Annotated in this window: 11 protein-coding genes; 6 read left to right on the plus strand and 5 right to left on the minus strand. The window is 70.3% G+C overall.

The features are described 5' to 3' along the window. Nucleotides 1-145: 145 nt before the first annotated feature. The 4 genes from CCZ36_RS10920 (at nt 146) to CCZ36_RS10935 (ending at nt 3,072) form a co-directional block, all read left to right on the plus strand. Complete coding sequence (locus CCZ36_RS10920) at nt 146-934, plus strand: AfsR/SARP family transcriptional regulator (protein ID WP_069738587.1); 789 nt, start codon at nt 146-148, stop codon at nt 932-934. A gap of 76 nt (nt 935-1,010) precedes the next feature. After that, nucleotides 1,011-1,598, plus strand: a complete 588-nt coding sequence (locus tag CCZ36_RS10925) for an RNA polymerase sigma factor (RefSeq protein ID WP_069738586.1) — start codon at nt 1,011-1,013, stop codon at nt 1,596-1,598. Next, nucleotides 1,595-2,440 carry an MGMT family protein gene (locus CCZ36_RS10930; protein ID WP_079149634.1) on the plus strand — a complete coding sequence of 282 codons (846 nt, stop codon included), beginning with the start codon at nt 1,595-1,597 and terminating at the stop codon, nt 2,438-2,440. Before CCZ36_RS10925 ends, CCZ36_RS10930 begins: the two co-directional genes overlap by 4 nt. 50 nt (nt 2,441-2,490) lie before the next feature. Next, nucleotides 2,491-3,072, plus strand: coding sequence for a methylated-DNA--[protein]-cysteine S-methyltransferase (locus CCZ36_RS10935; protein WP_237302627.1), 582 nt, complete (start codon nt 2,491-2,493; stop codon nt 3,070-3,072). Between the two features lie 39 nt (nt 3,073-3,111). On the opposite strand, the gene CCZ36_RS10940 is transcribed toward CCZ36_RS10935, so the two are convergent. The 5 genes from CCZ36_RS10940 to CCZ36_RS10960 form a co-directional block, all read right to left on the minus strand. After that, complete coding sequence (locus tag CCZ36_RS10940) at nt 3,112-4,149, minus strand: LacI family DNA-binding transcriptional regulator (RefSeq protein ID WP_069738585.1); 1,038 nt, start codon at nt 4,147-4,149, stop codon at nt 3,112-3,114. A 172-nt stretch (nt 4,150-4,321) separates the two neighbouring features. Next, the gene (locus CCZ36_RS10945) at nt 4,322-5,779 is read right to left on the minus strand and encodes a GH1 family beta-glucosidase (protein WP_128817553.1); all 1,458 of its coding nucleotides are present in this window, start codon (nt 5,777-5,779) and stop codon (nt 4,322-4,324) included. 60 nt (nt 5,780-5,839) lie between these two features. Continuing rightward, a complete protein-coding gene (locus tag CCZ36_RS10950; protein WP_128817554.1) occupies nt 5,840-6,760 on the minus strand; it encodes a carbohydrate ABC transporter permease in 921 nt (306 codons plus the stop codon). Further along, complete coding sequence (locus CCZ36_RS10955; RefSeq protein WP_069738582.1) at nt 6,757-7,773, minus strand: carbohydrate ABC transporter permease; 1,017 nt, start codon at nt 7,771-7,773, stop codon at nt 6,757-6,759. The genes CCZ36_RS10950 and CCZ36_RS10955 overlap by 4 nt, the downstream gene beginning before the upstream one ends. A 112-nt stretch (nt 7,774-7,885) precedes the next feature. Next, on the minus strand, nt 7,886-9,208 hold the full coding sequence (locus CCZ36_RS10960) for an ABC transporter substrate-binding protein (RefSeq protein WP_069738581.1): 1,323 nt from the start codon (nt 9,206-9,208) through the stop codon (nt 7,886-7,888). Nucleotides 9,209-9,502: 294 nt separating this feature from the next. Between CCZ36_RS10960 and aspT the strand changes: the two genes are divergently transcribed. Then, nucleotides 9,503-11,179: an aspartate-alanine antiporter gene (gene aspT, locus CCZ36_RS10965; protein ID WP_128817555.1), complete on the plus strand. Its 1,677-nt coding sequence runs from the start codon at nt 9,503-9,505 to the stop codon at nt 11,177-11,179. Nucleotides 11,180-11,225: 46 nt separating this feature from the next. After that, nucleotides 11,226-12,896, plus strand: coding sequence for a bifunctional aspartate transaminase/aspartate 4-decarboxylase (locus CCZ36_RS10970; protein ID WP_128819440.1), 1,671 nt, complete (start codon nt 11,226-11,228; stop codon nt 12,894-12,896). Nucleotides 12,897-13,018: the final 122 nt, after the last annotated feature.

The raw sequence follows: 13,018 nt of genomic DNA on the forward strand, positions 1-13,018 counted from the left end.
GTTCCCGGCCGCTTCGGGGAAACACCCCGACGGCGGCCGGCTCAGAACGGCTCGATTCGTTTCCATGGAATTGACGTGCCCGAAACCGGGTGCCTAACGTCGGCCATCGCGAGTACCGGAGTCTCCCGAAGATACGGAGAAGGCAATGGAAATGGGCGTTTTAGGTTCTTTGGTCCTGGTCAGCGGCCGGGTCGACCTGACCCCGAGCGCGCCGAAGCCGCGCCAGCTGCTCGCCTTCCTGATGCTCAACGCGAACCGCATGGTGCGGGCCAGCGACTGCATCAAGGAGTTGTGGGACTCCCATCCTCCGAAAAGTTCGATGTCCACGCTCCAGACCTACGTACTCCACATAAGACAGGCTCTCCGCTGCACAGCGGCCGAAGTCCACAGCCGGACCCTGGTCACCCAGAACCACGGCTACCAGCTGAACGTCGCACCGCACTCCTTCGACCGGTTCCGCTTCGCGCACATGGACCGGCTCGGCCAGGAGGCCGCGGCGGCGGGCCGCTTCCAGCAGGCGTCCGACCGGTTCTCCGAAGCCCTCGCCCTGTGGCGTGGACCCGCGCTCCAGGACGTGCGGACGGGCCCCCTCAGCCGGACCCATCTGGTCGAGCTGGAGGAGACGCGCAAGTGCGTGCTCGAACGCCGCATCGAGGCGGACCTGCGGGTCGGCCGGCACCGTGAGCTCCTGGACGAGCTCGCCGCCCTGGCCGTACAGCACCCGACGCACGAGAACATCCACGCCCAGTACATGCTCGCCCTGCACCGGTCCGGGTACCGGCCGCGGGCGGTCACCGTCCACCACGCGCTGAGCAGCGCGCTGCGCGACACCCTCGGCATAGAGCCCACGCCGCGCATGCAGGACCTCTACGAGGCCATCAGGTCCGGCGCCCCCGAACTGGACGTTCCGGCGCTCACCCCCCGGACCGTGTGAACACTCCACGGCCGCTTGGGGCCCGCGGCTTCGCCACCCTGGCAACCCTATTCATCGGGACGGTGTTTCCTCAGTGATGGACGACGAGGCGAAGCAGCTGACCGAATTACTCGCCACGGATCTGGACGGCGGTTTCACCGAGCTGGTCCGGATCCACGCGCAAGTGGTTCACATCTTCCTGTTGCGGGTGACCGGGTCCGCCGCCGAGGCGGACGACCTGGGACAGGACACGTTCCTGCGTGCCTACACGGCGCTGCGGGGCTACTCCGGCGATCGCCGGAGGGCCCTGCTGCCGCGGGCGTGGCTGCTGACCATCGCGGCCAACGTGTGGCGCAACCACGTGCGCACCAGCGTGCGGCGCCCGGTCTCGGCGATGCGGGTGGAGGACGCGGAAGACCTGTGGAGCGACGGGAGGCCCGGGCCCGAGGAGCGGGCCGCGACGGCGGAGGACCGCGGCCGGCTGGTCGAGGCGTTGTCCCAACTGCCGGAGATCTACCGCGTACCGGTGGTGCTCCGGCATGTGATGGGCCTGAGCTATGGGGAGATGGCTCAGGTGCAGGGGTGCCCGGTGGGCACGGCGAAGGCACAGGTGTCCCGAGGTCTGGGTCATCTGCGCCGACTGCTCGAACCGCAGGAAGCGGTGCGGAAGGATGTGGCGATGTGAACCACGACAACGAGGAGATCTTCTCCTCGTACGGCGACCTGGGGCCCCGGCTGGCCGCCCTGGGCCCGCGTGGAGCGACCACTCCGGAGGACTTCGCCCTGCGGGTCCTGCGGCGCGCGGGCATCTCTCAGAGCCGTTACGACACGTACGTACGCCTGGAGACGGCCGGGGGCGGGCTGTTCGTCGCCTTCGGTCCGGAGGCCGTCACGGGCGCCGCGCTGGAGGCCCGGCACGGCCCGGGGCGGGAGCGTCTGGCTCCGCAGCGGTTCGAGGAGGCGCACCGCCGTCGCGTCGGCCGTTCCGCGATCCCCACCGACAGAACGCCCGCCGGTCTGCGGCCCGCCCTGCGCACCGGCCGCGCCCGGCAGCTGACGATCGACCTGTCGGGACTGCCCGCGGACGAGCGTGCCGTGCTGGAGGCGGTGCGCTCCATTCCGCCCGGCCAGCTGCGCCCGGTCACCTGGATCGCGCGGGAGGCGGGGTCGCCGACGGGGTCGGACGCGCGGGCGGTGGTCGGCTTCCTCGCGAGGAACCCGGTGACCGTGCTCGTCCCGTGCCACCGCGCGACCCACGACGACGGCACCCCGTGCGACGCGGCGTACGCCCCCGAGGTGGGCGACGCGCTGCGCGGCGCGGAGGGCGTCGACATGGTCGCGGTGCGGCAGTGGGCCCGGGGCGGCGACACGCTCCTCGGCAGCGACACCACCCATATCTACTGCCATCCCACCTGCGCGCACGCCCGGCGGATCACCCCGGCGCACCGCGTCCCGTTCCGTACGGCCAGGGATGCCCGCGGCGCGGGCTACCGGGCGTGCAAGAGCTGCCGCCCGGTCGCTGTCTGACCCGGCCCGGCCGGGCCGGCACCACCCCGACGACCCACGGAGTACCCACCATGCCCACGAGCGCTTCCGCAGCCGGACGGACCGGCACGAGCACCGTGTCGCTCACCGTCCTCCCGACCCCCCTCGGCGACCTGAGACTCGCCGCCACCGCGGACGCGCTGGTCTACTGCGGCTTCCAGCCCCTGGCCGAGGTCCGGGCCCGGCTCGCCCGCGCGGGTCTGCGGGAGGCCGGGCGGGACGGTCAGGACGGCGGGGGTGCGCGCCGGGCCGTCCTCGACGAGGCCGGCGCCCAGCTGGACGCGTATCTCACCGGGCGGCTGCGCTCCTTCGGCCTCCCGCTGGACCTGTGCCTGGCCACTCCGTTCAGCCGGGAGACGGTGTCGAGCCTGGAGGCGTTCGTCCCGTACGGGAGCACGGCGACGTACGGCGCGCTGGCCCGGGCGCTGGACCGGCCGCGCGCCGCCCGGGCCGTGGGCACCGCGCTCGGCGCGAATCCGCTGTGCGTGGTGCTGCCCTGCCACCGCATCGTGGGATCGACGGGAACGCTCACCGGATACGCGGGCGGGGTCGACGCCAAGAAGTACCTTCTGGCGCTGGAGGCGGGCGACGGCCCCGGAGCCGACGGCCGGTGAGCGGCCGGTGAGCGGAAGCCCGGGCGTACCGGCGCTCCGTCACGACGAGTCGCGGACCACCAGCTCCGTGGGCAGGACCACCGAGGGGCGCTCGTCGCCCGGGGTGCGGCCCGCGATCTCGTCCAGGAGGAGCTGGGCCATGCGGCGGCCCATCTCCTCGATCGGCTGGCGGACGCTGGTGAGGGCCGGGTGCATGTGGCGGGCGACGACCGAGTCGTCGAAGCCGACCAGGGCCACGTCCTCGGGAATGCGGCGGTCCGCCTCGCGCAGGACCTGACGGGCACCGGCGGCCATCACGTCGGAGGCGACGAAGACCGCGTCCAGCTCGGGGCGGCGGGCCAGGAGGTCGCGCATGGCCCCCGCGCCGCCCTCCTCGGTGAAGTCGGCGGGGGCGATGAGGCGTTCGTCGGGGGCCAGCCCGGCGGCGGCGACCGCCGCGCGGTAGCCGTCCAGGCGGCGCTGGGCCCCGTACACCTCCAGGCGGCCGGTGATCGTGGCCACCTGGCGGCGGCCCCGGGAGACCAGGTGCTCCACGGCGGCACGCGCGCCCTCGAAGTTGTCGGAGTCGACCGAGGGCAGCGTCTCGGCCGCGTGCCGGGCGCCGCTGATCACACAGGGCATGCCCAGCTGCTCCAGGAGCTCCGGCAGCGGGTCGTCCGCGTGCACGGCGACCAGGAGGACCCCGTCGACGCGGTGGGCGGTGAGGTACTGGGCGAGACGGCGGCGCTCGCGGTCGTTGCCGACGAGGGTGAGGAGCAGTTGCATCTCGGTGTCGGCCAGGGCGGCCCCGACGCCGCGCACTATGGCGGAGAAGTACGGTTCGGCGAAGAAGCGGGTCTCCGGCTCGGGCACCACCAGGGCGATGGCGTCGGTGCGGTTGCCCGCCAGGGCGCGGGCGGCGCGGTTGGGGACGTATCCCAGCTCGGCCACGGCCGCCTCGACCGCCTGCCGGGTCGCGTCGCTGACCCGGGGCGAGCCGTTGATGACCCGCGAGGCGGTGCCCCGGCCGACGCCGGCCCGTGCCGCCACCTCTTCGAGCGTGGGCCGCCCGCCGCTCCGTACTCGCGCTGCCGCCATGGCCGCCTCCCCGTTCCCGGTCAATTTCTCACAGCCGTAACGTCAATCCAAGTCCTGGACCGATCACCTCGACGAGCGTACGGACAGGGTAATGGGAGCGCTCCCAAACGGGGTGGCGAAACGGCGGTGGGCCCGGTCACGGGGATGACCGGGCCCACTGCTGACGAAAGGGTCAGGCCTGCGGGGGCAGCGCGTGACGGGCGATCACGTCGCCGTACCAGAGGGCGCTGGACTTCGGTGTACGGCGCTGGGTCTCGTAGTCGACGTACACCGCGCCGAAACGCTTCGCATAGCCGTAGCCCCACTCGAAGTTGTCCATCAGGGACCAGAGGAAGTAGCCCCGCACGTCGGCCCCGTCGGCCACCGCCCGGCGGACCGCCTCCAGGTGGCCGTGCAGATAGGCGATCCGCTCGGGGTCGTGGACCCTGCCGTCCGCGTCGGGGGCGTCGTCGAAGGCGGCACCGTTCTCGGTGACCATCAGCGGCAGGTCCGGATGTTCGCGCGCGACGTCCATGAGGAGGGCGTGCAGACCGTTCGGGTCGACCGACCAGTTCATGGCGGTACGGGGCTTGCCCTCGGCCAGGTGGAAGGCCACGTGCTCGGAGCCGGGCCACGGGGAGTGGTCGCTGCTGCCGTGACCGTCGTTGCGGGTGTCCCCGGCGCCGTCCGCGGGGGTCGAGACGATGGTGGGTGTGTAGTAGTTGACGCCGAGGACGTCGATGGGGGCCGCGATGGCGTCGAGGTCGCCCTCGTGGATCAGGCCGTCCCAGTTCACGATGCGCTCGGTGTCGGCCAGCAGGTCTTCCGGGTAGGCGCCCTTCAGCATCGGACCGGTGAAGACCCGGTTGCCGACCGCGTCGATCCGGCGGGCCGCGTCCGCGTCCGCCGCGCTGTCGGTCAGCGGGCGCACCTGGTGGAGGTTGAGGGTGACCGAGGTCTGCGCGGCAGCGGGGAGGTTCGCGCGCAGCGCCTCGGTCGCCCGGCCATGGGCGAGGTTGAGGTGGTGGGCGGCCCGCAGCGCGGCGGCCGGTTCGGTGCGGCCGGGGGCGTGCACCCCGGAGCCGTAGCCGAGGAAGGCCGAGCACCAGGGCTCGTTCAGCGTCGTCCACATCGAGACCCGGTCGCCGAGCGCGCGGGCCATGATGGCCGCGTAGTCCGCGAACCGTTCGGCCGTCGCCCGTTCGGGCCAGCCGCCCGCGTCCTCCAACTCCTGCGGCAGATCCCAGTGGTAGAGGGTGGCGACGGGCTTGATGCCGGCGGCCAGCAGCTCGTCGACGAGCGAGCGGTAGAAGTCCAGGCCGCGTTCGATCGCGGGGCCCCGGCCGGTGGGCTGGACCCGGGACCAGGAGACGGAGAAGCGGTACGCCTGGAGGCCGAGGCGCTTCATCAGGGCGACGTCGTCGCGGTAGCGGTGGAAGTGGTCGGCGGCCACGTCCCCGGTGTCGCCGTTCAGGACCTTGCCGGGGGTGTGGCTGAAGGTGTCCCAGATGGAGGGGGTGCGGCCCCGCGCGGCGGCCGCGCCCTCCACCTGGTAGGCGGCGGTGGCCGCGCCCCACAGGAAGCCGGTCGGGAAGGGGGCCTGGGCGGCGGGTACCTGCTGCGGGACCGTGTCGGGTCGGACGGCTGTCATGCGGGAGCGCTCCCTGAGAGGTGAGAAGGCGGGGAAAGGAGGAGGGGTAAGCGGGAGTGGTCAGCCCTTGACCGCGCCGGACATGATGCCGCCGACGATCTTCTTGCCGAAGAGGACGAACACCACCAGCAGCGGCAGTGTGCTGATCAGCGCGCCCGCCATCACGATGGACTGGTCGGGGGTGTAGGAGGCGCTGAGCTGGCCGAGGGCGACCTGAAGGGTCGGGTTCTGCTGGTTGAGGGCCAGGTAGGGCCAGAAGAAGTCGTTCCACGCCTGGACGAAGGTGAGCATCCCGAGCACCATCATCGCGGGCCGGGCCACCGGCAGCACCACGCTGCGCACGATACGGAAGTTGTTCGCGCCGTCGATCTTGGCCGCCTCGATCAGCTCGTACGGCAGGGCCTCGATCAGGTACTGGCGCATGAAGAACACCCCGAAGGCGCTCACCAGGGTCGGGAAGATCACCGATTCGAGCTGACCGCCCCAGCCGAGGCCGGACATCATCATGAACAGCGGGACGACACTGAGCTGCGGCGGGATGGTGAGGGTGGCGATGACCGCGGTCATCAGCCAACCACGGCCCCGGAAGCGCATCTTGGCGAACGCGTAGCCGGCGAGCGTGCAGAAGAAGAGCGTGGCGAGGGTGATCGAGGACGAGACGATGACGCTGTTGAGGATCGCCTTGCCGAGGTTGGCCTGCTCCCATGCGGTCTGGACGTTCTCGATCAGCTTTCCGCCGGGGAAGAACGGCGGGGTGGACGCGAGGACTTCGTCCTGGGTGCGGGAGGCCGCGACCAGGGTCCAGTACAGCGGCAGCAGGGAGCCGAAGCCGACGACGGCGAGCGCGGCGTAGGCGAACGGGCCGCCCTTCAGATGCTGTCCGGCGCCCATCCGGAAGCGGCTCGGACGGGAGGGCCCGCCGCTCCTCGGGGTCGGCGCGAGCTTCACGGGGGTGGTCGGCGTGGGGCTGGTCAGGGTCATGAAGGCGCTCCCGGTCGGACCGCGGACGTGCGGAAGAATCGGCCGACGATCCAGTTGGCCGCGGCGATGAGCAGCAGGAGGGCGAGCATCGCCCAGGCGACGGCGGCGGCGGGGCCGAGATGTCCGAGGTTCCAGCCGTAGTTGTAGAGGTAGATGCTGAGCGTCTCGTACTGGTTCTCGTTGCCGCCGGTGGCGCCCAGCGCACCGCCCTCCAGCAGCAGCGGTTCACCGAAGAGCTGCATGGAGCCGATGGTGGAGATGACGATGGTGAACAGGATCGTCGGGCGCAGGGAGGGGATGGTGACCTTGAGGAACTGCTGCCAGCGCGACGCCCCGTCCAACGAGGCCGCTTCGTAGAGGTCGTTGGGGACCGCCTGCATGGCCGCCAGGTAGATCAGCGCGTTGTAGCCGGTCCACCGCCAGATGACGATGATCGAGATGGCGAGCTTCGACGTCCAGTGCCCGTTGGCCCAGTTGACCGGGTCGAAGCCGACGAGGCCGAGCGTCCAGTTGAGCAGTCCGCCGTCGGCCCGGAACACCAGGGCGAAGACGAGGGCCGCCGAGGCGACGGAGGTGGCGTACGGGGTGAGGATGATCGTGCGCCAGAACGTACTGCCCCGCAGGCGGTAGTTGAGGAGATGGGCGAGGCCCAGGGCCATCAGGAGCTGCGGGACGGTCGAGATGACGCCGATCAGGAAGGTGTTGCTGACCGACGTCCAGAACTCGGGGTCGTTGAGGATCTTGTCGAAGTTCTCCCAGCCGACCCACTCCATCGAGTCCAGACCGGTCATCGAGACCCGGTGCAGGGCGATCCAGCCGGTGTAGAGCAGCGGATAGAGGCCGAAGGCCCCGAAGATCAGGAAGAACGGGGCGATGTAGGCGTACGGGGACGCCTTGTCGTCGAACCGCCACAGCCGGCTGCGCCACAACTGCCGCCGCTCGGGGGTCGGTTCCTTCTTCGATGTGCGGGGCGCTTGCGCGTCCGCGTCCCGGGTGGGGGTCGAGGTTGCCACGGGCGGGGAGTCCTTCCCTGGGGGCGGCTGGGGAGTCGGGCGGGCGGGCCGGGGCGGGCGGGGGCGGGACAGCTGCCGCCCGCCCCGGGGGGCGATGAGGGCCCGGATCAGGTCAGCCGATGGCCTTTTCGATCGTCCGGACGGCCGCGTCCCAGGCCTTGTCGGGGCTGGTGCCGCGCTGCTCCATGTTGTTGATCTGGGTGGAGATGGAGTCCTTGATCACGCCGTCCTTCGGGCCGAGGACCGCCTCGGGGATGGACTTCGCGCCGTCGGCGTAGATCTGGCCGATGGGGGCGTTGTTGAAGTACGGCAGGGTCGCGTTCTTCACGTCGGGCAGCTCGTACGCGCCCTTGTTGGACGGGAAGACGCCGATCGCCTTGAAGACGGCGGCCTGCTGCTCGGGGGCGGTCAGCCACTTGACGAGCTTGGCGGCCTCGTCCACGTTCTTCCCGGACTTGGGGACGGCGAGGAAGGAGCCGCCCCAGTTGGCGGAGGTGCCGCCGGGGGCGCTGGTGATGTCCCACTTGCCCTTGTTGGCGTCACCGGCGTACGTGGAGATCTGGCCGGCCATCCAGGCGGGGCAGACGACGGTGGCCACGGTGCTCTTGCGCAGGGCCGCCTGCCACTGGTCCTCGAACTGGGCCAGGCCCTGCGTCAGCTTCTTGGACGCGGCCTGGGCGGCGAGGTCCCAGCCCTTCTGGACGCTGGCGCTCGTCTCGTAGACCGGCTTGCCGTCCGCGTCGTAGTACTGCTCGGGGCTGGAGCTGACCACGGCGTTGAACATGGCGCTCGCGGAGTCCATGAAGTACGTGCCGGCGGGGGCCTTCTTCTTGTACTGCTCGCCGAGGGCGAGGTAGGCCTCCCAGCCGCCCTCGGTCAGCTTCGCCACCTCGTCCCGTTCGGTGGGCAGCCCGGCCTTCTCGAACAGTTCGCGGTTGTAGCAGAGGGACATGGGGCCGATGTCGGTCCCCGCGCCGATGACCGCGCCGCTGGGGGCGGTGGCCTGCTTCGCCTTCCAGGACACCCACTCGTCCACGCCGATGACCTTGGAGAGGTCGGCGAAGGAGTCCGCCTTGGTGTCGACGATCTCCTTGATCCGGCCGACCTCGATGCCCTGGACGTCGGCGAGGCCGCTGCCGGAGTTCAGCTGCTGGAGGAGCTTGGGGTAGTAGTTCTTCTCCTCGGCGGTGGTGTCCTCCTTGACCGTGATCTTCGGGTTCAGCTCGTGGTACTTCTCGAAGAGTCCGGCCTCCTTGTAGCCGAACTGCCCGAAGTCGGCGACGGTCAGCGTGATGTTGCCGTTCGCGTCGGCTCCCTTGTCCGAGTCGGACGAGCCGCCGCATCCGGTGAGGAGGAGGGCTGTGACCGTGAGGCCCGTGCTGGCCACGAGGGCGGTTCTGTGGCGTCGACCGGCAACGCTGCGGGTGATGCGCATTCCACTGCTCCTTGTTCCGGGGATCCGGCAATGGCGCATGGGAGCGCTCCCATGCATCGATGCCGGAAGGTTCCTGCCTCCAGGGGGTGGGTGTCAAGAGTTGAAGACGATTCCGTTGCCGAGGGATGTCCGGCGCGTCACGGAGGGGGGTTCCGGACAGCCCTCCCGTCGGAAGGTGAAGGGGGCACCCAGGGGCCGGGCGAGGTGCCGGTGGACATCGCCCCTGCTAATTTCTCCCTTATGCTCCTTTTGATCATCCTGGTCGCCGACCCCGGCCCCGGTGAGTGAGGCGAGATGGGCGTCCTGCGCGACCATCCCGAACTGGCCCTCTTCTTCTGCCTCGCGGCCGGCTATCTCGTCGGTAAGCTCCGCGTAGGCCCGATCACACTCGGCGGTATCTGCGGCACCCTGATCGTGTCGCTGCTGATCGGCACCCGCCACGTCAGCGTCGACGACGACGTCAAAACGGTCTTCTTCGCGCTGTTCATCTTCTCGCTCGGCTACCTGGCAGGACCGCAGTTCTTCGCCAACCTCAACCGCAGGAGCCTGCGCTTCTTCGCGCTCTGCCTGATCGAGCTGGTCTGCGTCCTCGGCATCGCGTTCGGGCTGGCCAAGGCCTTCGACCTGGACGTGGGCACGGCCTCCGGCATCCTCGCGGGCGCGGCCACCGAGTCCGCCGTCGTGGGCACGGCCAGCGAGGCGATCGGGAAGCTCAGCGATCTGACCTCCGAGCAGATCACCCGGTACCAGGGGCATGTGGCCACCGCCTACACCGTCTGCTATCTCTTCGGCCTGATCACGATCGTGCTGTTCACCAGCCAGATCATGCCGATGCTGCTGCGCATCAACCTGGCGGACGCCTCGCGCGAGCTGTGGGAGAAGATGCGCGGCGGGCAGGCAGGTCTGGAGTCCGACGAGCGCGAGGCGCTGCCCGGCACGGTCGGTCGTACGTATCTGGTGACGCGGGCGGACGGCCGGACCGTCGGTGATCTCCAGAGCGCCATGGGCGGCCGGATCACCGTCGAGGGCGTCAAGCGCGGCAGCGGGCTGCTGACGCCCTCCCCCGGCCTGAAGCTGACGCTCAGCGACCTGGTCCAGGTGGTCGGGGTGCGGGCGGCGATCATCGACGCGGGCCGGGAGATCGGCCCGGAGACCCCGGCCGTGCCGGGACTCGACACCCCGCTGGCCACCAGCCAGGTCGCCGTCACCGAGAAGGAGACGGTCGGCGCGACCATCGACCGGCTGGAGAAGCGGCACCCGGAGTTCCGCAAGGACGGCGTGTACATCACCGATGTGCTCCGCAACGACCAGCATCTGCCCGCCAGCGGGGAGACGGTCCTCGCCCGGGGCGACGTCCTCACCCTCGTCGGCGCCCGCGGCGGACTGAACCGGCTGGTCGCCAAGCTCGGCGCGGTGGTCAAGAACGACGCCACCGACTTCGTCTACCTCGGCTTCGGCATCGTGGCGGGATCGCTGCTCGGCCAGATCGTCGTCAAGCTCGGCGATGTCCCGATGTCGCTCGGCACCGGCGGCGGCTGTCTCATCTCGGGTCTGGTCTTCGGCTGGTTCCGCTCCCGCAGCCAGACCTTCGGAGCGTTCCCGCCGCAGGCCGCGACCACGCTCAAGGACATGGGTCTGGCCGTCTTCATCGCCTGTACGGGACTGGCGGCGGGCCCGCAGGCCTGGCCGCTGCTGAAGGAGTACGGGGCGTTGCTGCCGTTCGCGGGCATCGCCATGGTGCTGGTCCCGGCGACGATCTCGCTGATCGTCGGGACCAAGCTGCTGAAGATCGAGAAGCCGCTCCTGATCGGCGCCATCGCCGGCCAGCAGTGCTCGACCCCGGCGATCACCTCCATCACCCAGGTGGCCCAGAGCTCCGTCCCGCTTCTCGGCTACACGATCACGTACACGCTCTCCAACTTCCTGCTGCCGCTGACCGGGCCGATCCTGGTCGGCGTCCTGGGGTCCTGACGTGACCGCCCTTCGCGCCCCCGCCCCGTACGGAACGGACACCACCATGCCGAAGACCAGCCTCAGCCGTGACCAGATCCGGTCCTACGCCCAGCTCTCCCCCTTCGAGCTGAAGGACACGTTCATCCGGATCGCGACGGACGCGCAGAGCGACCGGCCGGGCCAGAAGGGGAAGACGACCCGGGCCATGCTCAACGCCGGCCGGGGCAACCCGAACTGGGTCGCCACCGGCCCCCGCGAGGCGTACCACGCGCTCGGCTACTTCGCGATCTCGGAGTCCCGGCGGGTGTGGACGGCCGACCACCTGGGCGGCATGCCGGAGGAGGCGGGGTGTGCGGAGCGCTTCGACCACTTCGTCCGTACGCATCCGGAGCTGCCGGGCATCGAGCTGCTGAAGGCGAGCGTGGACCTGGCGGTGAAGCGGTTCGGCTTCGACCGGGAGGCGCTCCTGCACGAGCTGGCGGACTCCTCGATCGGGGACAACTACCCCGTGCCGGACCGGATCCTGCGCCACACCGAGGAGATCGTGCGCGGCTATGTCGCGGACGAGATGTTCGACCACCGGCCGCCGGAGGGACAGACGCTGAGCCTGTTCGCGACCGAGGGCGGCACGGCGGCGATGTGCTACATCTTCGACTCGCTGGTGAAGAACGGGATCCTCCGCAAGGGCGACCGGATCGCCCTGATGGTGCCGGTGTTCACCCCGTACCTGGAGATCCCCGAGCTGGACACGTACGACTTCGACGTGGTGCACGTGGAGGCGAGCCTGTTCACCGAGACCGGGGTGCGGCAGTGGCGCTACCCGGAGGAGGAGATCGCGAAGCTCGCGGACCCCTCGATCAAGCTGGTCTGCTGCGTGAATCCGAGCAACCCGCCCTCGCTGGCGCTCTCCTCACGGGTCTCCGAGCAGATCGTGTCCATCGTGAACGGCCACAACCCCGACCTGATCATCGTGACCGACGATGTGTACGGGACCTTCGTCGAGGGCTTCCGCTCGCTCGCGGCCGACCTGCCGCGCAACACCCTCCTCGTCTACTCCTACTCCAAGCACTACGGGGCGACCGGCTGGCGGCTCGGGGTGATCGCGCTGCACGACGACAACGTGATCGACGCGATGCTGGCGGAGCAGGACCAGGAGCAGAAGGATCGGCTCAACAGGCGTTACGGCTCGCTGGCGTTGGAGCCGGAGAAGATGCGGTTCATCGACCGGATGGTGGCGGACTCCCGACAGGTGGCACTGAACCACACGGCGGGGCTCTCGCTGCCGCAACAGGTGATGATGGCGCTGTTCTCGCTCTTCGACATGCTGGACGAGGGACAGGCGTACAAGCACCGGATCCGGGCGATCGTGCGGCAGCGGCTCGAACTCCTGCTGGAGGGCGCGCACATGAAGATCTCGGAGGACCCGAAGCGGGCGGCGTACTACATCGAACTGGATCTGCTGGCCGAGGCGGAGCGGGTCCACGGAAGGCCGTTCGCCGAATTCCTGGAGCGGAACTACGAGCCGGTGGACCCGCTGTTCCGGCTGGCCGAGCAGACCTCCGTCGTCCTGCTCAACGGCGGCGGCTTCGACGGGCCTCAGTGGTCGGTACGGGTGTCGCTGGCCAACCTGGACGACCTGGACTACCTGAAGATCGGCCACCATCTGCGGGCCATCTTCGACGCGTACGCGGAGGAGTGGCGGGCGGGCGGCACTTCCGGCCCGTCCGGCGTCTGAGGACATCTTCGGGGCCCGGGGCGGAACGCGTCCCGGCCGGAGGTGGGGTGGGGTGGGGTCCGGCCGGGACGCGCGGTGGGGGGGCGTGCGTGTCCGGTACGGCGATGGGGCCTGCCTGGTCC

Origin of the sequence: Streptomyces sp. S063 (assembly GCF_002832675.1) — a bacterium.
Classification (GTDB): domain Bacteria; phylum Actinomycetota; class Actinomycetes; order Streptomycetales; family Streptomycetaceae; genus Streptomyces; species Streptomyces sindenensis.

Bases quoted from the DNA above. Each gene is read 5' to 3' on its own strand.
- CCZ36_RS10920 (WP_069738587.1), top strand. From the start codon at position 146: ATGGAAATGGGCGTTTTAGGTTCTTTGGTCCTGGTCAGCGGCCGGGTC.
- CCZ36_RS10925 (WP_069738586.1), top strand. From the start codon at position 1,011: ATGGACGACGAGGCGAAGCAGCTGACCGAATTACTCGCCACGGATCTG.
- CCZ36_RS10935 (WP_237302627.1), top strand. From the start codon at position 2,491: ATGCCCACGAGCGCTTCCGCAGCCGGACGGACCGGCACGAGCACCGTG.
- CCZ36_RS10940 (WP_069738585.1), bottom strand. From the start codon at position 4,149: ATGGCGGCAGCGCGAGTACGGAGCGGCGGGCGGCCCACGCTCGAAGAG.
- CCZ36_RS10945 (WP_128817553.1), bottom strand. From the start codon at position 5,779: ATGACAGCCGTCCGACCCGACACGGTCCCGCAGCAGGTACCCGCCGCC.
- CCZ36_RS10950 (WP_128817554.1), bottom strand. From the start codon at position 6,760: ATGACCCTGACCAGCCCCACGCCGACCACCCCCGTGAAGCTCGCGCCG.
- CCZ36_RS10960 (WP_069738581.1), bottom strand. From the start codon at position 9,208: ATGCGCATCACCCGCAGCGTTGCCGGTCGACGCCACAGAACCGCCCTC.
- aspT (WP_128817555.1), top strand. From the start codon at position 9,503: ATGGGCGTCCTGCGCGACCATCCCGAACTGGCCCTCTTCTTCTGCCTC.
- CCZ36_RS10970 (WP_128819440.1), top strand. From the start codon at position 11,226: ATGCCGAAGACCAGCCTCAGCCGTGACCAGATCCGGTCCTACGCCCAG.